Origin of the sequence: Streptomyces phaeofaciens, from assembly GCF_014648915.1 — a bacterium.
In the GTDB taxonomy this organism is placed as follows: domain Bacteria; phylum Actinomycetota; class Actinomycetes; order Streptomycetales; family Streptomycetaceae; genus Streptomyces; species Streptomyces phaeofaciens.
The window spans coordinates 213,936-233,722 of sequence record NZ_BMSA01000006.1 but is presented as its reverse complement, the minus strand read 5'-3'; the positions used below and the strand labels follow the sequence as shown (position 1 = coordinate 233,722).

Annotated in this window: 17 protein-coding genes; 5 read left to right on the top strand and 12 right to left on the bottom strand. The window is 70.8% G+C overall.

Annotation, left to right across the window (positions count from 1 at the left end; translation table 11 throughout):
- Positions 1-104 precede the first annotated feature (104 nt).
- The 5 genes from ftsH to dacB all read right to left on the bottom strand — a co-directional run bounded on the left by ftsH (position 105) and on the right by dacB (position 7,106).
- Positions 105-2,144 carry an ATP-dependent zinc metalloprotease FtsH gene (gene ftsH / locus IE275_RS14120; RefSeq protein ID WP_189711597.1) on the bottom strand — a complete coding sequence of 680 codons (2,040 nt, stop codon included), beginning with the start codon at positions 2,142-2,144 and terminating at the stop codon, positions 105-107.
- 205 nt (positions 2,145-2,349) lie between these two features.
- Complete coding sequence (gene hpt / locus IE275_RS14115) at positions 2,350-2,910, bottom strand: hypoxanthine phosphoribosyltransferase (protein WP_189711595.1); 561 nt, start codon at positions 2,908-2,910, stop codon at positions 2,350-2,352.
- A 51-nt stretch (positions 2,911-2,961) separates the two neighbouring features.
- Positions 2,962-3,993: a tRNA lysidine(34) synthetase TilS gene (gene tilS / locus IE275_RS14110; RefSeq protein WP_189711488.1), complete on the bottom strand. Its 1,032-nt coding sequence runs from the start codon at positions 3,991-3,993 to the stop codon at positions 2,962-2,964.
- Positions 3,994-4,187: 194 nt separating this feature from the next.
- Complete coding sequence (locus IE275_RS14105) at positions 4,188-5,312, bottom strand: Rv3626c family coenzyme F420 biosynthesis-associated protein (protein WP_189711486.1); 1,125 nt, start codon at positions 5,310-5,312, stop codon at positions 4,188-4,190.
- Positions 5,313-5,423: 111 nt separating this feature from the next.
- On the bottom strand, positions 5,424-7,106 hold the full coding sequence (dacB, locus tag IE275_RS14100) for a D-alanyl-D-alanine carboxypeptidase/D-alanyl-D-alanine endopeptidase (protein ID WP_189711484.1): 1,683 nt from the start codon (positions 7,104-7,106) through the stop codon (positions 5,424-5,426).
- Between the two features lie 79 nt (positions 7,107-7,185).
- Between dacB and IE275_RS14095 the strand changes: the two genes are divergently transcribed.
- The gene (locus IE275_RS14095) at positions 7,186-7,677 is read left to right on the top strand and encodes an inorganic diphosphatase (protein ID WP_007383738.1); all 492 of its coding nucleotides are present in this window, start codon (positions 7,186-7,188) and stop codon (positions 7,675-7,677) included.
- Positions 7,678-7,787: 110 nt separating this feature from the next.
- A complete protein-coding gene (locus tag IE275_RS14090) occupies positions 7,788-9,443 on the top strand; it encodes a threonine/serine exporter family protein (protein WP_189711482.1) in 1,656 nt (551 codons plus the stop codon).
- A gap of 54 nt (positions 9,444-9,497) precedes the next feature.
- Here IE275_RS14090 and IE275_RS14085 read toward each other — a convergent pair whose 3' ends face one another.
- Entirely contained in the window at positions 9,498-10,463 is a 966-nt protein-coding gene (locus tag IE275_RS14085; protein WP_189711480.1) for a DedA family protein, read from the bottom strand.
- Between the two features lie 138 nt (positions 10,464-10,601).
- On the opposite strand from IE275_RS14085, the gene IE275_RS14080 reads away from it, so the two are divergent.
- Positions 10,602-10,967: a YbjQ family protein gene (locus IE275_RS14080; protein ID WP_189711478.1), complete on the top strand. Its 366-nt coding sequence runs from the start codon at positions 10,602-10,604 to the stop codon at positions 10,965-10,967.
- 16 nt (positions 10,968-10,983) lie between these two features.
- Here the strand turns inward: IE275_RS14080 and IE275_RS14075 are convergent, their stop codons facing one another.
- Positions 10,984-11,745 (bottom strand): MerR family transcriptional regulator, encoded by a 762-nt coding sequence (locus tag IE275_RS14075; RefSeq protein WP_189711476.1) that lies wholly within the window; start codon positions 11,743-11,745, stop codon positions 10,984-10,986.
- Positions 11,746-11,880: 135 nt separating this feature from the next.
- Here IE275_RS14075 and IE275_RS14070 point away from each other — a divergent pair, with 135 nt between their 5' ends.
- Positions 11,881-13,164, top strand: a complete 1,284-nt coding sequence (locus IE275_RS14070) for an ion channel protein (protein WP_189711474.1) — start codon at positions 11,881-11,883, stop codon at positions 13,162-13,164.
- 30 nt (positions 13,165-13,194) lie between these two features.
- Complete coding sequence (gad, locus tag IE275_RS14065) at positions 13,195-14,595, top strand: glutamate decarboxylase (protein ID WP_189711472.1); 1,401 nt, start codon at positions 13,195-13,197, stop codon at positions 14,593-14,595.
- A gap of 29 nt (positions 14,596-14,624) precedes the next feature.
- Here the strand turns inward: gad and IE275_RS14060 are convergent, their stop codons facing one another.
- The 5 genes from IE275_RS14060 to IE275_RS14040 all read right to left on the bottom strand — a co-directional run bounded on the left by IE275_RS14060 (position 14,625) and on the right by IE275_RS14040 (position 19,548).
- Positions 14,625-15,392: an ABC transporter permease gene (locus IE275_RS14060; RefSeq protein ID WP_189711470.1), complete on the bottom strand. Its 768-nt coding sequence runs from the start codon at positions 15,390-15,392 to the stop codon at positions 14,625-14,627.
- The gene (locus IE275_RS14055) at positions 15,389-16,363 is read right to left on the bottom strand and encodes an ATP-binding cassette domain-containing protein (protein ID WP_189711468.1); all 975 of its coding nucleotides are present in this window, start codon (positions 16,361-16,363) and stop codon (positions 15,389-15,391) included. Before IE275_RS14055 ends, IE275_RS14060 begins: the two co-directional genes overlap by 4 nt.
- Before the next feature lie 76 nt (positions 16,364-16,439).
- Entirely contained in the window at positions 16,440-17,081 is a 642-nt protein-coding gene (locus IE275_RS14050) for a PadR family transcriptional regulator (protein ID WP_189711466.1), read from the bottom strand.
- Between the two features lie 62 nt (positions 17,082-17,143).
- Positions 17,144-18,604 carry an aldehyde dehydrogenase family protein gene (locus IE275_RS14045; RefSeq protein ID WP_189711464.1) on the bottom strand — a complete coding sequence of 487 codons (1,461 nt, stop codon included), beginning with the start codon at positions 18,602-18,604 and terminating at the stop codon, positions 17,144-17,146.
- Between the two features lie 107 nt (positions 18,605-18,711).
- Positions 18,712-19,548 (bottom strand): Sco1979 family transcriptional regulator, encoded by an 837-nt coding sequence (locus tag IE275_RS14040; RefSeq protein ID WP_506417344.1) that lies wholly within the window; start codon positions 19,546-19,548, stop codon positions 18,712-18,714.
- Positions 19,549-19,787 lie beyond the last annotated feature (239 nt).

Here is a 19,787-nt window from a genome sequence, read left to right as displayed (position 1 = left end):
AGGTGTCCCAAACAGGGCATACAGAAAATGCCGCGCCCCCCAGGCTAGAACCTGGGGGGCGCGGCATCCATTCCGGGCCTGGTGAGAGGCGCCCGGGAGCCGGATCAGCTCTCGGGGCGGTCCTCCGGGGCCGGCTCGGTCACCGGGGTGGCCTCCGCCGCGGTGGACTTCACGGTGGAGATCGCCGGGGTGGCGCCGTTGGCACCGTTCGTCAGGGCCAGCTCCTTGGGGGAGAGCACCGGCGGACGGGTCGAGGGCGTGCGGCGGGAGGAACCGGTCCAGGCCGGCCGCGGGGGACGCTTGACGATGGGGGCGAAGATCTCGGCGATCTCCTCCTTGCCCAGCGTCTCCCTCTCCAGCAGCTGGAGGACCAGGTTGTCGAGGACGTCGCGGTTCTCGACCAGGATCTCCCAGGCCTCGTTGTGCGCGTTCTCGATGAGCTTCTTGACTTCCTCGTCCACCAGCGCGGCGACCTCTTCCGAGTAGTCGCGCTGGTGAGCCATCTCACGGCCGAGGAACGGCTCGGTGTTGTCGCCGCCGAACTTGATGGCGCCCAGACGCTCGGTCATGCCGTACTGGGTGACCATCGCGCGGGCCGTGGTGGTGGCCTTCTCGATGTCGTTCGCCGCACCCGTGGTCGGGTCGTGGAAGACCAGCTCCTCCGCCGCGCGGCCGCCCAGCATGTAGGCCAGCTGGTCCAGCATCTCGTTGCGGGTGGTGGAGTACTTGTCCTCGTCCGGCAGGACCATCGTGTAACCGAGGGCACGGCCGCGGGACAGGATCGTGATCTTGTGGACCGGGTCGGAGTTCGGCGAGGCCGCCGCGACCAGGGCGTGACCGCCCTCGTGGTACGCGGTGATCTTCTTCTCCTTGTCCGACATGATCCGGGTCCGCTTCTGCGGGCCCGCGACCACGCGGTCGATCGCCTCGTCCAGCATGTGGTTGTCGATCAGCTTCAGGTCCGAGCGGGCCGTCAGCAGCGCGGCCTCGTTCAGGACGTTCGACAGATCGGCACCCGTGAAGCCGGGGGTGCGGCGGGCGACAGCGGCCAGATCGACGTCGGGCGCGACCGGCTTGCCCTTCTGGTGAACCTTGAGGATCTCCAGGCGACCCTGCATGTCCGGGCGGTCGACCGCGATCTGGCGGTCGAAGCGGCCGGGGCGCAGCAGGGCCGGGTCCAGGATGTCGGGCCGGTTCGTGGCGGCGATGAGGATCACACCGCCCTTGACGTCGAAGCCGTCCATCTCGACGAGCAGCTGGTTCAGCGTCTGCTCGCGCTCGTCGTGACCGCCGCCGAGGCCGGCGCCGCGGTGGCGGCCGACCGCGTCGATCTCGTCGACGAAGACGATCGCCGGGGCGTTCGCCTTGGCCTGCTCGAACAGGTCACGGACTCGCGAGGCACCGACACCGACGAACATCTCGACGAAGTCGGAACCGGAGATCGAGTAGAAGGGGACGCCCGCCTCGCCGGCGACGGCGCGCGCGAGCAGCGTCTTGCCGGTACCGGGAGGGCCGTAGAGCAGAACGCCCTTGGGGATCTTGGCGCCGACGGCCTGGAACTTCGCCGGCTCCTGGAGGAACTCCTTGATCTCGTGGAGCTCCTCGACGGCCTCGTCCGAGCCCGCGACGTCCGCGAACGTGGTCTTCGGCGTGTCCTTGGTGATGAGCTTCGCCTTGGACTTGCCGAAGTTCATGACGCGGGAGCCGCCACCCTGCATCTGATTCATCAGGAACAGGAAGACGACCACGATGAGGACGAAGGGGAGCAGGGACAACAGGATCCCGACGAAGGCGTTCTGCTTCGTCGGCGACACCGTGTAGCCGTCCGGGATCTGCTTGTCCTGGTACTTGGTCTGCAGCGTATTGGCGATGGTCACGCCCTGGTCGCCGATGTAGCTCGCCTGGATCTTCGAGCTGCCCTCGACCTTTACGCCGTCCTTGAGCGTGACCTTGATGGTCTGCTCGTCACCGGTGGTGAGCTTGGCCGACTCGACCTTGTTGTCGTTGATCGCTGCAACGACCTGGCCTGTGTCCACCGTCTTGTAGCCGCCGGACGAGCCGACGACCTGCATCAACACGACCACGGCAAGGACGGCCAGCACGATCCACATGACCGGCCCACGGAAGTATCGCTTCACGTCCATCCATACGGAGCGGTGCCGCCCCGTCCCTCCTGCCATAGTGAGTTTGATAAGACAGTTCTTCTGACGGTACCCCAGCTTTGTGGCCCGAAGCCGCATGGGAAGGCCGGTGAACCCGTCTGCCTGCTCCAACGGTGCGAAACCCGCTGGGGTTCCCGATCGTCCTACAAGACTGGCCCGTACGGCTCAGCCGTCACGCAGGACGGGCTCAACCACCGTAGACGTGGGGCGCGAGCGTACCGACGAACGGGAGGTTGCGGTACTTCTCGGCGTAGTCGAGGCCGTAGCCGACGACGAACTCGTTGGGGATGTCGAAGCCCACCCACTCGACGTCGATGGCGACCTTGGCCGCGTCCGGCTTGCGCAGCAGCGTGCACACCTTGAGCGTGGCGGGCTCGCGCGAGCCGAGGTTCGAGATCAGCCAGGACAGGGTCAGGCCGGAGTCGATGATGTCCTCGACGATCAGGACGTGCTTGCCCTTGATGTCCGTGTCGAGGTCCTTGAGGATCCGCACGACACCGGAGGACTGGGTGCCCGCGCCGTACGACGACACGGCCATCCAGTCCATGGTGACGGGGGTGGACAGCGCCCGGGCGAGGTCGGCCATGACCATCACCGCGCCCTTGAGGACGCCGACGATGAGCAGGTCCTTGCCCACGTACTCCGCGTCGATCTTCGCGGCCAGCTCGGCCAGCTTCGCGTCGATCTCTTCCTTGGTGATGAGCACCTCTTTGAGGTCGGTGCCCATGTCTTTCGCGTCCACCCGCATCACTTTCGGTCGTCCCACCGGCCGCCGGCCCTCCGTGTGGAGGGTCGGGATTCAGCCTTGCCGAATCACCAGTCTGCCACCCTGGCGCTGGGCCACGACTTTGCCGGGGAGATTGATGCCCCCCTGGCCGCGCCAACCGGTGATCAGCCGGTCGACCTCCTCGATGTGCCGGGCGAAGAGCGAACCGGCCGGGGCGCCCGCCTCGATGGCGGCGCGGCGCAGGACGCGGCGGCGGACGGCGGGGGGCAGGGCGTAGAGCTTGGCGCACTCCAGGAGGCCCGTGGCGTCCCGTACGGCGGCCTCGGCCTGGCCGGCCCAGGCGTCGAGCGCGTCGGCGTCGTCGCGGGAGAGCTGGGCCGTGCGGGCGAGCGCCTCGACGACCCCCTTGCCGAGCGCCTTCTCCAGCGCGGGCAGGCCTTCGTGGCGCAGCCGGGAGCGGGTGTAGGCGGGGTCGGCGTTGTGCGGGTCGTCCCAGACGGGCAGCGACTGGACCATGCACGCCTTGCGGGCGGTCTGCCGGTCCAGCTGGAGGAAGGGGCGCCGGTAGCGGCCGCCGGTCCCCGAGACCGCGGCCATTCCGGACAGGGAGCGGATGCCGGAGCCGCGGGCGAGGCCGAGCAGGACGGTCTCGGCCTGGTCGTCGCGGGTGTGGCCGAGCAGGATCGCGGTGGCCGCGTGGCGTTCGGCGGCGGCGTCGAGGGCGGCGTAGCGGGCGTCGCGGGCGGCTGCCTCGGGTCCGCCTTCGCGGCCGACGGTCACGGCGGTGGCCTCGACCGGGTCGAGGCCGAGTCCGCGCAGGCGCAGGACGACTTCGTCGGCGCGCTCGTCGGAGCCGGGCTGGAGGCCGTGGTCGACGGTGACACCGCCCGCGCGCAGGCCGAGCCGGGGGGCTTCGAAGGCCAGTGCGGAGGCGAGCGCCATGGAGTCGGCGCCGCCGGAGCACGCCACGAGCACGAGCGGCGCGGGCGGGCGCTCGTGCGAGCCCTGCGCGGCGATGTCGGAGGGCTGATGGTCGTTGAGGATGTCGTGAAGTACGCGGCGGACCGCCAGGCGTATCGCCGCGACCGCAGGATGGGGACCCATTGTCCGGTTCCCTTCATGAAGTTTTCGGGGGGGTGAGCCCGAGGCCGGTCACTCAGAGTGTATAGATGGTGACAGAGCCGGGCCGTTCCCCGAGCATTGCACGCCTGCCGAGGGCCCACGGTCCCTCGGACGGGTGATTGAAGGGGCGTTCGCCTGCCGTCGGCCGGATCCGGTTCATGCCGTTCGTCGCCGGCTCACGACTCGGCCTTGCGGTGCACCCGTGCGACCCAGTCCGCCGGTTTGGAGATCTCGGCCTTGGTCGGCAGCGTGTTCGGGGAGGTCCAGACGCGGTTGAAGCCGTCCATGCCGACCTGGTCGACGACGGCCCGTACGAACCGTTCGCCGTCGCGGTACTGGCGGAGCTTGGCGTCCAGGCCCAGCAGCCTGCGCAGGGCCAGGTCCAGCCGGGAGGCGCCCTTGGCGCGACGCTGCTGGAACTTCTCGCGGATCTCGGAGACGGTCGCCACGACCTCCGGGCCGACGCCGTCCATGACGAAGTCGGCGTGTCCCTCCAGCAGGGACATCACGGCGGTGAGCCGGCCGAGGATCTCCCGCTGGGCGGGTGTCTGCACGAGTTCGACCAGGGAGCGGCCGCCGTCGTCCTCCTCGCCCTCGGGGCGCCCGCCGGAGAGGGACTGGGCGGCCTCCCGGACGCGTTCCAGGAAGGTCATGGGGTCGACGTCGGTCTCGCCCAGAAACGACTGGATCTCGCCCTCGAGGTGGTCGCGCAGCCAGGGCACGGACGAGAACTGGGTGCGGTGGGTCTCCTCGTGGAGGCAGACCCAGAGGCGGAAGTCGTGGGGGTCGACGTCGAGTTCGCGCTCGACGTGGACGATGTTCGGCGCGACGAGCAGCAGCCGGCCGCCGTTCCTGCCGCCGCCGGGGAGGTCGCGGCCGGCGGGGGCGAAGGTCTCGTACTGGCCGAGGACGCGGGAGGCCAGGAAGGACAGCAGCATGCCCAGTTCGACGCCGGTGACCTTGCCGCCGACGGCGCCCAGGACCGCGCCGCCTGCCCCGGTGCCGCGGCGTTCCTGCATCTTGTCGAGGAGGGGCTTGAGGATCTCCCGGAACCCGGCGACGTTGGCCCGCACCCAGCCGGGGCGGTCGACGACGAGGATCGGGGTGTCGTGGATGTCGTCGGTGCCCATCCGGGTGAAGCCGCGGACGTGTTCCTCCGAGGCCTTGGCGTGCCGGCGGAGTTCCGTGACGACGGCCCTGGCCTCGTCACGGCTCACCTCGGGGCCCGGCCGTACGAGCCGGGTCGCGGTCGCCACCGCGAGATTCCAGTCGACCATCTCCGCACCACCGATGCTCGTCATGTGTCAACCGTACGTGGTCACCGCCAGTTGGGGCAGGGCCGCGCGGCGGGGCGGGGCCCCGCGCGAGCGGGAAGCCGGCGGGCGGGCGAGCAGGAGGGGCGCCGGGGCGCCTCAGCGGCAGCCGCAGCCCGCCAGTGCCGTCGCCGTCCGGTCCAGCGCCGTCTGGGCGGCGGTCGGGTCCGTGGTGCCGGAGGCCAGGAGGGCGAAGGCCAGGAGATGGCCGTCGTGGTCGACGACGGTGCCGGCCAGGGCGTTGACCCCGCTGAGGGTGCCGGTCTTGGCGCGTACGACACCGGCGGCGCCGTCGGCGTAGCGGGTGCTGAGGGTGCCGGTGAAACCGGCGACCGGGAGGCCGGTGAGGGCGGGGCGCAGGTCGGGGCGGTCCGGGTCGCCAGCCTTGACCAGGAGGGCGGTCAGGAGGTTCGCGGTGAGGCGGTCGCCGCGGTCGAGTCCGCTGCCGTCCTTGAAGGCGGCGCCGGCGACGGGCAGTCCGAGCTTCTTCAGCTGGGCGTGGACGGCCCGGCCGCCGCCTGCGAAGTCGGCGTGTCCGCCGGTCGCGAGGGCGGTCTGGCGGGCGAGGGCCTCGGCGATGTCGTTGTCGCTGTTGGTGAGCATCCGCTCGACCAGGTCGGACAGCGGGGGCGAGGAGACGGTGGCGAGGGTCTCCGCGCGCGTGGTGGCCTTCGAGGGGCCCGGGGAGGTGGTGCTGATGCCCTCGGCCTTCAGGAAGCCGGCGAACCGGCGGGTGGCGTCGGCCGCGGGGTCGCTCACGCGGGCCGCCGGGCCGCTCGTGGAGTCGTCGGTGCGGCCCTCGTCGGCGCTGAGGGAGGTGACGGCGGCGAGGTTGGGGTTGACCCCGATGGGGTGAATTTCGGAGCCGGTGAAGAGGGTCGTGTCGTACGAGAGGGTCACCTCGGTGAGGCCGCGCTGCTTGAGCGCCTTGGCGGTCGCGGTGGCGAGGGTGCGCAGACTCGCCCAGCCCTGGGCGTCCTTGCGGGCGGTCAGCGTGGGGTCGCCGCCGCCGACGAGGACGAGTTCCTTGGTGTCGGCTTCCAGGGCGGCGCGGGTGGTGAGGCGGTGGTCGGGGCCCATCGCGGTGAGCGCGGCGACCGCGGTGGCGATCTTCGTGGTGGAGGCCGGGGTGAGCGCCTGGTCGGCCCCGGCGCCGTAGAGGCGCTCGCCGGTGGTCACGTCGACGACGGCGGCGGCGTGCCGGGTGCCGAGCGCGGGGTCGCGCAGGAGGGGGTCCAGGACGGCGGCGAGGCCCGTGGCGGCCGGGGCGGACTTCACGGTGTCGGCGGGGCCGCCGAGGCCGGAGAGGACGGAGGCGGCGCTGGGTGCGGGCGCCGGCCGCGGGGCGCCGGCCGCGGTGTCGGACGAACCGGACGAACCAGATGAACCGGATGAAGCAGATGAACCGGTGCGACGGCCGTGATCTGTGCCACCCGCGCCTTCCAGTGCGGCGGCCCGGTCCCGCTCGGCCGTACGCTGACCGGTGGAGTCCCAGGGACCGGCGGCGGTCACCAGACCGGCGGCCAGCGCCAGTCCGGCGGTCGCCGCACCCGCGGTGTACTGCCAGGACCGGGCGTTCGGACCGGCCTTCGTGATCCGTGCGAGCTGTGGCTTCGCCGCCTGTGTGAGCCGTGCGACCTGCGGTTTCACGGCGGCTGTCACCCGCGCGAGACGGGGGCCTACGATCCCTGCGACCCGTGCCAGACGTGGTCGTACGGCGTCCGCGACCCGCACCACGTGGGGTCTCGCGGCTCGCCACGGCCTCAGTTCTGGCACGACCACCAGCCCCTTTCGCGATCACACACCTGCGTGAGGGACACTTAACCACCAGAACTATGTGCTGATCATGGAGGAGCCACCGGTGGAGTTCGACGTCACGATCGAGATCCCGAAGGGTTCGCGGAACAAGTACGAGGTGGACCACGAGACCGGTCGGATCCGCCTGGACCGTCGACTCTTCACCTCGACCGCCTACCCGACCGACTACGGATTCGTCGAGAACACCCTCGGCGAGGACGGCGACCCGCTGGACGCGCTGGTCATCCTGGACGAGCCCACGTTCCCGGGCTGCCTCATCAAGTGCCGCGCGATCGGCATGTTCCGGATGACGGACGAGGCCGGCGGCGACGACAAGCTGCTGTGCGTCCCGGCGACCGACCCGCGCGTGGAGCACCTGCGGGACATCCACCACGTGTCGGAGTTCGACCGCCTGGAGATCCAGCACTTCTTCGAGGTCTACAAGGACCTGGAGCCCGGCAAGTCCGTCGAGGGCGCCGACTGGGTGGGCCGTGTCGACGCCGAGGCCGAGATCGAGCGGTCGTACAAGCGCTTCAAGGACCAGGGCGGTCACTGACCCCCCGCAGTGAGCACTGAGAAGGGCCGCACGCACACGCGTGCGGCCCTTCTGCGTGTCTGTGCGCATACTGAGGCCTACGGAAGGTGTCGTTCAGGGAGCGTTACGCAGTGACGGAGGCGGAGGACCGCAAGCCGCAGTCGGACGAGTCGCGGGGTTCCTACGACCCCGAGGTCACCTCCGAGTTCGCCGTACCGGAGGGACTGGCCGTCCCCAGAGCGGGGAGCGAGTCGGAGACCACGTCGGAGTTCGCGGTCCCGAAGGGGCTGGACGTGCCGCCCGCCGGGGAGCCGGAGGGGTCGGCGTTCACCCCGCCGCACACGTACCGCGCCCGCGGAGCCCCGGCCGCGTTCACCCCGGCCGACGGGATCGCCGTGGTCAGTCTGACCAAGGACGTGCCCTGGCAGGACCGGATGCGCACGATGCTGCGGATGCCGGTGGCGGAGCGGCCGGCGCCGGAGCGGGTCGCGAAGGCGGAGGAGGTCGGTCCGGCCGTCCCGCGCGTGCTCGACCTGACGCTGCGCATCGGCGAGTTGCTGCTCGCGGGCGGCGAGGGCGCCGAGGACGTGGAGGCCGCGATGTTCGCGGTCTGCCGCAGTTACGGGCTGGACCGCTGCGAGCCCAACGTCACCTTCACGCTGCTGTCGATCTCGTACCAGCCGTCGCTGGTCGAGGACCCGGTGACGGCGTCGCGTACGGTACGGCGGCGCGGCACCGACTACACGCGCCTGGCGGCCGTCTTCCGGCTCGTGGACGACCTCAGCGACCCGGAGACCCACTTCTCCCTGGAGGAGGCCTACCGGCGGCTCGCGGAGATGCGCCGCAACCGGCACCCGTATCCGACGTGGGTGCTGACCTCGGCGAGCGGGCTGCTCGCGGGCGCGGCCTCCGTGCTGGTCGGCGGTGACCTGGTCGTGTTCGTCGCGGCCGCGCTCGGGGCGATGCTCGGCGACCGGCTGGCCTGGCTGTGCGCGGGGCGCGGGCTGCCGGAGTTCTACCAGTTCCTGGTCGCCGCGATGCCGCCGGCGGCGATAGGGGTCGCGCTGACCCTGGCCGACGTCGATGTGAAGGCGTCCGCGGTGATCACCGGTGGGCTGTTCGCGCTGCTGCCCGGGCGGGCGCTGGTGGCGGGTGTCCAGGACGGGCTGACCGGCTTCTACATCACCGCGGCCGCGCGTCTGCTGGAGGTCATGTACTTCTTCGTGGGCATCGTGGTCGGGGTGCTGGTGATGCTCTATCTCGGGGTGCAGCTGGGGGCCCATCTCAACCCCGACGCGGCCCTGGGGATCACCGAGCGGCCGCTGTGGCAGATCGGCGCGTCGATGCTGCTGTCGCTGACCTTCGCGGTGCTGTTGCAGCAGGAGCGGTCCACCGTGCTGGCGGTCACCCTGAACGGGGGCGTGGCCTGGTCGGTGTACGGCGCGATGCACTACGCCGGCGACATCTCGCCGGTGGCCTCCACCGCCGTCGCGGCGGGGGTCGTGGGGCTGTTCGGGCAGTTGCTGTCGCGCTACCGGTTCGCCTCGGCGCTGCCGTACACCACCGCGGCGATCGGGCCCCTGCTGCCGGGATCGGCCACGTACTTCGGGCTGCTGGCCATCGCGCAGAACGAGGTGGACGAGGGGCTGGTGTCCCTCACCAAGGCCGCGGCGCTGGCGATGGCCATCGCGATCGGGGTGAATCTGGGGTCGGAGGTGTCCCGGTTGTTCCTGCGGGTCGGTTCCGCCGAGAAGCGCCGGGCGGCGAAGCGGACGCGAGGCTTCTGAGGGACGCGCCCTCAGGGCTGTCCCGGGGCCTCGGGGCCCCGGGATCCCAGGCGCTCAGTAGCCCTGGTTGTCGTACGGGTACTGGCCGTTCTGCTGGGCGCCGTAGGGCTGCTGCTGCTGGGGCTGCTGGTCCCAGGTCTGCTGCTGGGGGTAGGGCTGCTGCTGCGGGTACGGCTGCTGCTGGGGGTACTGCCGGCCGTAGTAGTCGTCCTGCCGGCCGTTCTGCTGGGGGTTCTGGTGGCCGTTCTGCCGGGGCTGGGCGCTCTGGTGGCCGTACGGCTCGTGCTCGTCGATGCGGCGGAGCTGGGTCGTGGCGTCGTCCATGACCGGGGGCTGCTGGTGCGGGGTCTGGCCGTACGGCGTCGGCTGCGGCTCGGCGGGGGCCTGCGGGGGGTTCTTCTTCGCCTCGCGGCGGGCCTTCATGAACTCGATGACGATCGGGATCACCGAGACGAAGACGATCAGGATCAGGATCGCCTCGACGTTCTTCTTGACGAAGTCGATGTTGCCGAGCCAGGAGCCGAGCAGCGTCACACCGGCGCCCCACAGGACACCGCCGATGATGTTGAAGGTCACGAACGAGCGGTACTTCATGCCGCTGACGCCGGCGATGATCGGCGTGAACGTGCGCACGATGGGCACGAAGCGGGCCAGGATCAGGGACTTCGGGCCGTGCTTCTCGAAGAACTCGTGGGCCTTGGCGACGTTCTCCTGCTTGAACAGGCGGGAGTCCGGGCGGGTGAAGAGCGACGGGCCGACCTTCTTGCCGAACATGTAACCCGCCTGGTCGCCCAGGATGGCGGCGACGCAGATCAGGGCGACCGCACCCCACAGCGGAAAGTCCAGCTGGCCCGAGGTGATCAGCAGGCCGGCGGTGAACAGCAGCGAGTCACCCGGCAGGAAGAACCCGATGAGCAGGCCGGACTCCGCGAAGACGATGAGCAGCAGACCCCAGATGCCGAAGCTGTCGAGGAGATAGTCGGGGTCCAGCCAGCTCGGTCCGAGGGCAAGAGTCGTCACGGTTCCGGGCTCCTGAGGGGTGAGGGCGATCGGTGCGGCGGCGAGACCGCCCCAAGCTATCAACGCAGCGCCACAGGACCAGGTTCCCAGGGCTTCTCCCAGGATGCACTGTGCCCGTCCTCGGTCAAAGCTGTGAACATGGGCATCGAGGACTACGGCGGCGGCCAGGGAACCCAGTCGGACGTACTGGTCGTCACCACGAACGACGTTCCCGGGTTCCGGGTCGAGCAGGTCATCGGCGAGGTCTTCGGACTCACCGTGCGCTCGCGGCACCTGGGCAGCCAGATCGGCGCGGGCCTGAAGTCGATGGTCGGCGGTGAGCTGAAGGGTCTGACGAAGACCCTGGTGCAGACCCGCAACCAGGCCATGGACCGGCTCGTCGAGCAGGCACGCGCGCGGGGCGCCAACGCCGTGCTGGCCTTCCGCTTCGACGTGTCGGAGGCCGCGGACGTGGGCACCGAGGTGTGCGCGTACGGGACCGCGGTGGTCGTGGCCCGGGTCTGACCCCGGACCACGACCCCTAGGAGGTGTGCCGGGCCGCGTTCGCCAGGATCGCCTCCCTGAGGTGCTCGGCGAGGCCCGGCCGCATGGTGTCGTAGAACGCCTTGAAGCGTTCGTCGGCCACGTACATCTCGCCCAGGCACCGGTGCATCTCGTACGGGCACTCGTAGTACCAGGTGCCGATGTGCCGCCGGTGCTCCTCGGCGAGGTCCATGGCCGCCTCGCCGTCCGGGAGCTCGCCCGCGGCCATCAGGGCGGCGTAGCGCTCGCTCCAGGCGTCGACCTCGGCCTGGATCCGTTTCCAGTCGTCCTTGGTGTAGCGGGCGGCGCGGCGCTGCGACTCGGCGTAGGCCTCGGTGCCGCCCCAGCGCGCCTCCGCCTCCTCCGCGTACCGCTCGGGATCCTTGTCCCCGAAGACCTCGAACCGCTCCTCGGGAGTGAGGTCGATACCCATCGTGCGTGCCTCCATGGCGTGTTCCACGGCCGCCGCCATCTTCGTCAGCTTCTCGATCCGGGCGGTCAGCAGTTCGTGCTGGCGGCGCAGGTGCGCGCGCGGGTCCGCGTCCGGGTCGTCGAGCAGGGCGGCGACCTCCTCCAGCGGGAAGCCGAGCTCGCGGTAGAACAGGATCTGCTGGAGCCGGTCGAGGTCGGCGTCGTCGTAGCGCCGGTGGCCCGCGTGGCTGCGGCCGCCGGGGACGAGCAGTCCGATCTCGTCGTAGTGGTGCAGGGTGCGCACCGTGACCCCGGCGAAGGCCGCGACCTGTCCTACGGAGTAGCTCACTTCTCCGCTCCCTTCTCGGTACGCCTCCACGGTGCGTCCTCACGTCGCGTGAGGTGCAAGCCCGGCCCGTCCCCGGCGGTTCCCGCCCGGACGCCCCCGGATGTCATGTCCCTTTTGCCCGCTTATCGTGAGCCTGTGGCCCAGGAGACCGCGCGGCACGCGCCCACCGCTCCGGCGACGCCCGCCCGCGCGCTGCTGCCCCTGATCCTGCCCGCCCTGGTCGTCGGGGTGACCGCCAGCCTGCTGCTCCTGCTGGTGAGCGGGGTGGCCGAGCAGCTGCAGGACGTGCTCTGGGGGGATCTGCCGGACGCGCTGGGCGTGGGCCGGTACTCCGTGTTCTGGATGATGGTCGTGCTCACCGCGACCGGCGTCGCGGTGGGGCTGGTGGTGTGGAAGGTGCCGGGGCACGCGGGGCCCGACCCGGCGACCACCGGGCTGGACGCGCCCGTGCTGCCGGTCGGAGTGCTCCCCGGGCTGACCCTGGCCGCCGTCCTGATGCTGGCGGGCGGGCCGAGCCTGGGCCCGGAGAACCCGATCATCGCGGTGAACGTGGGGCTGGCCTTCTGGATCGGGCACCGCCTGCTGCCCCGGCTGCCCGGCCGGGTGTGGCCGATGCTCGCCGAGGCGGCGACGATCGGCGCCCTGTTCGGTACGCCCGTCGCGGCGGCGCTGGTGATCTCCGAGGCGCTGGCCGGGCGGCCGGCGAAGGGCGCGCTGTGGGACAACGTGTTCGCCCCGCTGGTGGCCGCCGCGGCCGGCGCGCTCACCACCGACCTGGTGGCCCATCCGACCTTCGACCTGGGCCTGCCGCCGCTGGGCCGGCCCGACGGGGGCGATCTGCTGGCGGCGCTGGTGATCGCGTCCGCGGCCGCGCTGCTCGGCATGGGCGCGGTGCGCGTCTTCCCGTACGTCCACGGCGCGTTCGGGCGGCTGCGGCACCCGATGCTGATGCTGCCCGCCGGCGGGGTCGTCCTGGGGATGCTGGGGGCCCTGGGCGGCCATCTGACGCTTTTCAAGGGGCTGGACGAGGTCGAGGAGCTGGCGGCCGATCCCGACGGCTGGACGGCCGGGGAGTTCGCCACGATGACGGTGGTGAAGCTGGCCGCGCTGGTGGTCGCCGCGTCCTGCGGGTTCCGGGGCGGGCGGATCTTCCCGGCGGTGTTCGTCGGGGCCGCCTTCGGCCTCACCGCCCACGCGCTCGTGTCCGGGGTGCATCCGTCGGTCGGGGCCGCGGCGGGTGTGCTCGGCGTCCTGCTGGCGATCACCCGGCACGGCTGGCTGAGCCTGTTCACCGCCGCCGTCATGGTCGCCTCGCCCACGATCATCACCCTTCTCTGCTTCGCCTCGCTGCCGGCCTGGCTGCTGGTGACGGGGCGCCCCCAGATGCAGCTGCGCGCGGACGGAACCCCCGTCGGCTGACATCCCCTCGATCCCTCAGGAGGCACATCCATGGCGTTGCACAAAGGTCCCGCGAAGCCCGACGAGCGCCCGCTGTCCGTCAACCCCTTCTTCGGCGAGGCGAATCCGGTCGGCGGTATGACCGAGGCGCCGCCCAAGCACCGGATGCCGGACGCCCCGATCTCGCCGTCGACGGCCTATCAGCTGGTGCACGACGAGCTGATGCTGGACGGCAACTCCCGGCTGAACCTGGCCACCTTCGTCACCACCTGGATGGAACCGCAGGCCGCCGTCCTGATGGCGGAGTGCCGCGACAAGAACATGATCGACAAGGACGAGTACCCGCGCACCGCCGAGCTGGAGCGCCGCTGTGTGGCGATGCTCGCCGACCTGTGGAACGCGCCGGATCCGTCGGCGGCGGTGGGCTGTTCGACGACCGGATCGAGCGAGGCGTGCATGCTGGCCGGGATGGCTCTCAAGCGCCGCTGGAGCAAGCGGAACCCGACGGCGACCACCCGCCCGAACCTGATCATGGGCGTCAACGTCCAGGTGTGCTGGGAGAAGTTCTGCAACTTCTGGGAGGTGGAGGCCCGCCTCGTCCCGATGGAGGGCGAGCGCTACCACCTGGACCCACAGGCCGCCGCCGGTCTGTGCGACGAGAACACCATCGGGGTCGTCGGCATCCTCGGCTCCACCTTCGACGGCTCCTACGAGCCGATCGCCGACCTGTGCGCGGCCCTGGACGCCCTTCAGGAGCGCACCGGCCTCGACGTCCCGGTGCATGTGGACGGCGCGTCCGGCGCGATGGTCGCGCCCTTCCTCGACGAGGACCTGGTGTGGGACTTCCGCCTCCCGCGCGTGGCGTCGATCAACACCTCGGGCCACAAGTACGGGCTGGTGTACCCCGGCGTCGGCTGGGCGCTGTGGCGCGACAAGGAGGCGCTGCCCGAGGAGCTGGTCTTCCGGGTCAACTACCTGGGCGGTGACATGCCGACCTTCGCGCTGAACTTCTCCCGGCCCGGCGCCCAGGTCGTCGCGCAGTACTACACGCTGCTGCGGCTGGGCCGCGAGGGCTATCGCGCGGTGCAGCAGTCCACGCGGGACGTGGCCCGGGGCATCGCCGAGAAGGTGGAGGCCCTCGGCGACTTCCGTCTCCTGACCCGGGGCGACGAACTGCCCGTCTTCGCCTTCACCACGGCCCCGGAGGTGAAGGCGTACGACGTCTTCGACGTCTCCCGGCGGCTGCGGGAGAGCGGCTGGCTGGTGCCGGCGTACACGTTCCCGCCGAACCGGGAGGACCTGTCCGTGGTGCGGGTGGTCTGCCGCAACGGCTTCTCGGAGGACCTCGCAGAGCTGTTCATGGACGACCTCACCCGGCTGCTGCCGGAGCTGCGGCGCCAGTCGGGCCCGTCGCCCAGGGACGCGGGGGCGGCGACCGGCTTCCACCACTGAGGGCGCAGCCACCCCCTCGGGCCGCGGCCTCAGTGGCGTGGGCGCGCGAACCGCCGTACCGCCAGCGGGAAGAACACCGCCAGCAGGGCCAGCGGCCAGGCCACCGCCGCCCAGACGTGCCCCTGCTCCCCGCCGGGGCCGCCGAGCAGGTGCCGTACGGCGGTCGCGGTCCGGGAGAGCGGGTTCCACCGGACGACCGTGGCGAGCCAGTCGGGCATGGAGTCCGGGGCGGCGAAGGCGTTGGAGAGGAAGCCGACCGGCCAGACCAGGATCTGCACGGCCTGCACCATCTCCGGTTTCCCGGCGACCAGGGCCAGGTGGATGCCGATCCACAGCATCGCGAACCGGAACAGCAGAAGGAGCCCGGCGGCCCCGGCGTACGCCCCCAAGCCGCCGTGCGGACGCCAGCCCAGGGCGAGCGCGGTGCCGGTCATCAGCGCGAGGGCGGCCGCGGACTGGAGCATGTCCGCGGCGGAACGGCCCACCAGCACCGCCCCGTTGGCCATGGGCAGCGAACGGAAGCGGTCGATGACGCCCTTGTCGAGGTCCCGGGTGACGGCGAGCATCGTGCCTTCCAGGCCGAAGGCCATGGTCAGCGCGAGCATGCCGGGGACGAGGTAGTCGACGTAGTCGCCGCGCACGCCCCGGCCGCCGCCGATCAGATAGCCGAACATCAGCAGCAGCATCACGGGGAAGACCAGGGCGACGAGCACCTGTCCCGGCTGCCGTGCCCAGTGGGCGAGTTCGCGCCGGGTCATGGTCCAGGAATCGGTCAGGGCGTGGGCGTAGCCGCTCATACGGCCTCCTCGGTCCGGTCCGTACGGTGGTCGCCGCCCGTGAGGTGCAGGAACACCTCGTCCAGGGTCGGGCGGCGCAGGGCGATGTCCGCCGCCTCGATGCCGGACGCCTCCAGCGCGTGGACGACGCCGGAGAGCGCCGCCATCCGGTCGGTGACCCGGGCGGAGATCAGCCGGCGGTCGGCGTCGACGGAGATGGCGGCGGCGGGCAGCGGCAGCAGGGCGACGGCGGCTCCCAGGTGGCCGGCATCGCGCAGGACGATGTCGATGCGGTCGCCGCCGGTCAGGGTCTTCAGGTCGTCCGGGGTGCCGTCGGCGACGACCCGGCCGTGGTCGACGACCGAGACGCGCTCGGCGAGCTGGTCGGCCTCCTCCAGATACTGGGTGGTGAGCAGGACGGTCGTGCCGCCGCCGACCAGGGAGCGGACGGACGCCCACACCTCGGCGCGGCCGCGCGGGTCGAGGCCGGTGGTCGGTTCGTCGAGGAAGAGCACCTCCGGGTCGGTGATCAGGGAGGCGGCGAGGTCGAGGCGGCGGCGCATGCCTCCGCTGTAGGCCCGGACGGGCTTGCGGCCGGTGCCGGTGAGGTCGAAACGCTCCAGGAGTTCGTCGGCGCGCACGCGCGCGTGGCGGGCGCCGAGACGGTGGAGGCGGCCGAACAGCTCCAGGTTCTGGCGGCCGCCCAGTTCCTCGTCGAGGGCGGCGTGCTGGCCGAGCAGGCCGATGCGGCGGCGCACCGCGCGGGCCTCGGTCAGCACATCGTGTCCGGCGACCTCGATCCGGCCGCCGTCCGGTCGCAGCAGGGTGGCGAGGATCCGGACCAGGGTGGTCTTGCCCGCCCCGTTGGGGCCGAGCACCCCGTGCACGGTGCCGCGGGCGACCTCGAGGCCGAGGCCGTCCAGCGCGGGGGCGGCGCGTTTGCCGCCGTAGGTCTTGCGGGCGCCTTCGACGGTGATCGCCGTGTCGGCCACGTACTCAACTCCCTCGTTAGTCAAACTTGACTACCGGTGCGAAGATAATGCCCGCCTTCCCATTGGTCAAACTTGATCAGCGATCGTCCTCGGGGTGCCGCTCCCCCGTCGCGTACGGATTCTCCTCGTCCTCGGCCAGCACGCCGACGAACGGTTCGCCCTCACCGGCGAAGGTGTAGGCGCCGGCCTCGATCCGTTCGATCAGGCCCTTGGTCCACTCCGCCTCGCCGTCGGCCGTGTGGACCCACATGTTCATGATCTCGCCGATGTGGCCGAGCTTCTCGGGCCCGTCCTGCGGGACGTAGTGCTCGGTGACGGCGGCACGCCACTCGGCCAGCCCCCGCAGCCGCTCCCGGAGCAGGTCCACGGCCTCCGCGCGGTCCAGGTCGACCATGAAGCCGATCGCGGCGGAGAGCATGTCGATGCTGTGCTCCCGCGCGACCAGCGCCTCCCGCAGCAGCCGCAGATACTCCTCGGTGCCCGTGTCCGTGATCTCGTACTCGGTGCGCGGCGGGCCCCCGGCCGTGGACGGCGCGATCTCGTGGGCGTGCAGGAGTCCCTGCTTGGCCATCTGCTTCAGGGCGTGGTAGATCGAACCGGGCTTGGCGTTGGACCACTCGTGGGCGCCCCAGTACTCCAGGTCGTTGCGCACCTGGTAGCCGTGGGCCCGCCCGTGCTGGCGGACCGCGCCGAGCACGAGGAGACGGATCGCTGACATGCGCTCCAGGGTAGGGGCGGGCACCGCCCGCCCCTACCCTGGGTCACCGCCCGGGACCCGTCCTAGAACGGGAAGCCGCTGCGGCCGTGCTGCACCGAGATCCACTTGGTGGTGGTGAAGGCCTCCAGGGTCGTCTCACCGTTGAGGCGGCCCACGCCGGAGTTCTTCTCGCCGCCGAAGGGCACGATCGGCTCGTCGTGGACGGTGGCGTCGTTGACGTGGATCATGCCCGTGACGATCCGCTTGGCGAAGGCCACGCCCCGCTCGATGTCGGCGGTGTGGACGGCGCCGCTCAGGCCGTACGGCGTGTCGTTGGCGATACGGACCGCCTCCTCCTCGCCGTCGAAGGTGTTGATGAAGACGACCGGGCCGAAGACCTCCTGCTGGAGCAGGGCGGAGTCGAGGGGGAGACCGGCAAGGACGGACGGCTCGACGAGGTTGTCCGTGGTCGTGCCGTGCACCAGGGCCGTCGCGCCCTCGGCGATCGCCTGCGTGACGGCGCCGGTCACGGCCTCCGCCTGCTGGGAGTTGATCACCGGGCCGATGAGGGTCCCCGGGTCGCGCGGGTCGCCGGCCTTCAGCGTCCTCACCTTGGCGACGAACTTCTCGGTGAACTCGTCGGCGAGCGAACGGTCGACCAGGATGCGGTTGGCGGCCATGCAGACCTGGCCCTGGTGGACGAAGCGGCTGAAGACCGCCGCGTCGACCGCGTAGTCCACGTCGGCGTCGTCGAGGACGACGAACGCGCTGTTGCCGCCGAGTTCGATGATGGACCGCTTGAAGTGCGAGGCGGCGACCGTGGCGACGTGCCGGCCGACCTTGTCGGAGCCGGTGAAGGAGATGACCCGCGGGATCGGGTGCTCCAGGAAGGCGTCACCGATCTCGGCTATGTCGGTCACGACCACGTTCAGCAGGCCCGGGGGCAGCCCCGCGTCCTCGAACAGCTTGGCGATCACGGTGCCGCCGGCGATCGGGGTGTTCTGGTGCGGCTTGAGCACCACGCCGTTGCCGAGGGCCAGCGCGGGGGCGACGGACTTCAGCGACAGCAGGAACGGCACGTTGAAGGGGCTGATCACGCCGACCACGCCGACCGGCTCGCGGTAGACGCGGTTCTCCTTGCCGTCGACCGGCGAGGGCAGGATGCGGCCCTCGGGGCGCAGCGACAGGTGGATCGACTCGCGCAGGAACTCCTTGGCCAGGTGGAGTTCGAAGGCGGCCTTCCCGAAGGTGCCGCCGGCCTCGGCCACGAGGATCTCGCTGATCTCGGCCTCGCGCTCCTCGACCAGCCGCAGCACCTTCTCGAACACCGAGCGGCGGGCGTAGGCGTTGGTGGCGGCCCACTCCTTCTGCGCGCGGGCGGCGGCCCGGTACGCCTGGTCCACCTCGTCGGCCGTGGCGATGGTGATCGAGGCCAGCTTCTCGCCGTCGTACGGATTGAAGTCGATGATGTCCCAGGACCCTGTGCCTGGACGCCACTTGCCGTCGATGTACTGCTGAGCCAGGTCGGTGAAGTAGGACGACATGTGATCCCTCAATCCCCTGCTGCGATCGACGTCACGATCTGATCACACGTCATCGTACGTGTGTTTCAAGGGAGTTGTGGCAATCCTTGGCCACCCGAGGGGAATCCCTAGGAGAGCTGGATCAGTCCGCGCAGCACGTCCCGGCTCTCGTCGGGGCCGGGGCTGTCGTCCTGGAGTTCCTTCAGCGCCTGCTCGTACTGGCTGACGTCCTCGCGTTTGTCCAGGTAGAGGGCGCTGGTGAGCTGTTCCAGATAGACGACGTCCTGGAGGTCGGCGTCCGGGAAGCTCAGGATGGTGAAGGCGCCGGACTCCCCGGAGTGCCCGCCGAAGCTGAACGGCATGACCTGAAGCCGTACGTTCGGCCGCTCGGAGATGTCGATCAGGTGCTGGAGCTGGCCGCGCATCACCTCGCGGCTGCCGTAGGGCCGGCGCAGGGCCGCCTCGTCGAGGACGATGTGGAAGTCGGGGGCGTTCTCGTCGACCAGGTACTTCTGCCGCTCCAGGCGCAGGGCCACGCGCCGGTCGATGTCGGCGGCGCTCGCGCCCTTCATGCCCCGGCTGACGACCGCGTGGGCGTAGGCCTCGGTCTGGAGCAGGCCGTGCACGAACTGCACCTCGTACGCACGGATCAGGGAGGCCGCGCCCTCCAGGCCGACGTAGGTGGGGAACCAGTTCGGCAGGACGTCGGAGTAACTGTGCCACCAGCCGGCGACATTGGCCTCGCGGGCGAGTCCGACGAGCGCCTGGCGCTCCACGTCGTCCGTGATGCCGTACAGCGTCAGCAGGTCCTCCACGTCCCGGGTCTTGAAGCTCACCCGGCCCAGTTCCATCCGGCTGATCTTCGACTCCGACGCCCGGATCGAGTAACCCGCCGCCTCGCGGGTGATGCCGCGTGCTTCACGCAGTCGCCGTAGTTGCGAACCGAGCAGCATCCGCCGCACCACCGATCCGGGCTCTCCCGCGCTCACGTTCGCCAGCCTCCCCAACCGTCCACAGGCCCCGCAGTCTGCCACTAAAACACTTCGAGCAGTACTCGTCCGATTACAGAGATGGAAAGAAGCCAAAGGATACGCACAGAGCGACGCAAGGGAAGTGGGAGAGGCAGGGAAGGGAAGTGCCAAGAAGGGACGAGAAGATGGCGGAAAAAATGGCCAAGAAGCGGTACGGGGAGGTCCATTTCGGT

Bases quoted from the DNA above. Each gene is read 5' to 3' on its own strand.
- ftsH (WP_189711597.1), bottom strand. From the start codon at position 2,144: ATGGACGTGAAGCGATACTTCCGTGGGCCGGTCATGTGGATCGTGCTG.
- hpt (WP_189711595.1), bottom strand. From the start codon at position 2,910: ATGCGGGTGGACGCGAAAGACATGGGCACCGACCTCAAAGAGGTGCTC.
- tilS (WP_189711488.1), bottom strand. From the start codon at position 3,993: ATGGGTCCCCATCCTGCGGTCGCGGCGATACGCCTGGCGGTCCGCCGC.
- IE275_RS14105 (WP_189711486.1), bottom strand. From the start codon at position 5,312: ATGACGAGCATCGGTGGTGCGGAGATGGTCGACTGGAATCTCGCGGTG.
- IE275_RS14080 (WP_189711478.1), top strand. From the start codon at position 10,602: ATGGGCATCGAGGACTACGGCGGCGGCCAGGGAACCCAGTCGGACGTA.
- gad (WP_189711472.1), top strand. From the start codon at position 13,195: ATGGCGTTGCACAAAGGTCCCGCGAAGCCCGACGAGCGCCCGCTGTCC.
- IE275_RS14060 (WP_189711470.1), bottom strand. From the start codon at position 15,392: ATGAGCGGCTACGCCCACGCCCTGACCGATTCCTGGACCATGACCCGG.
- IE275_RS14050 (WP_189711466.1), bottom strand. From the start codon at position 17,081: ATGTCAGCGATCCGTCTCCTCGTGCTCGGCGCGGTCCGCCAGCACGGG.
- IE275_RS14045 (WP_189711464.1), bottom strand. From the start codon at position 18,604: ATGTCGTCCTACTTCACCGACCTGGCTCAGCAGTACATCGACGGCAAG.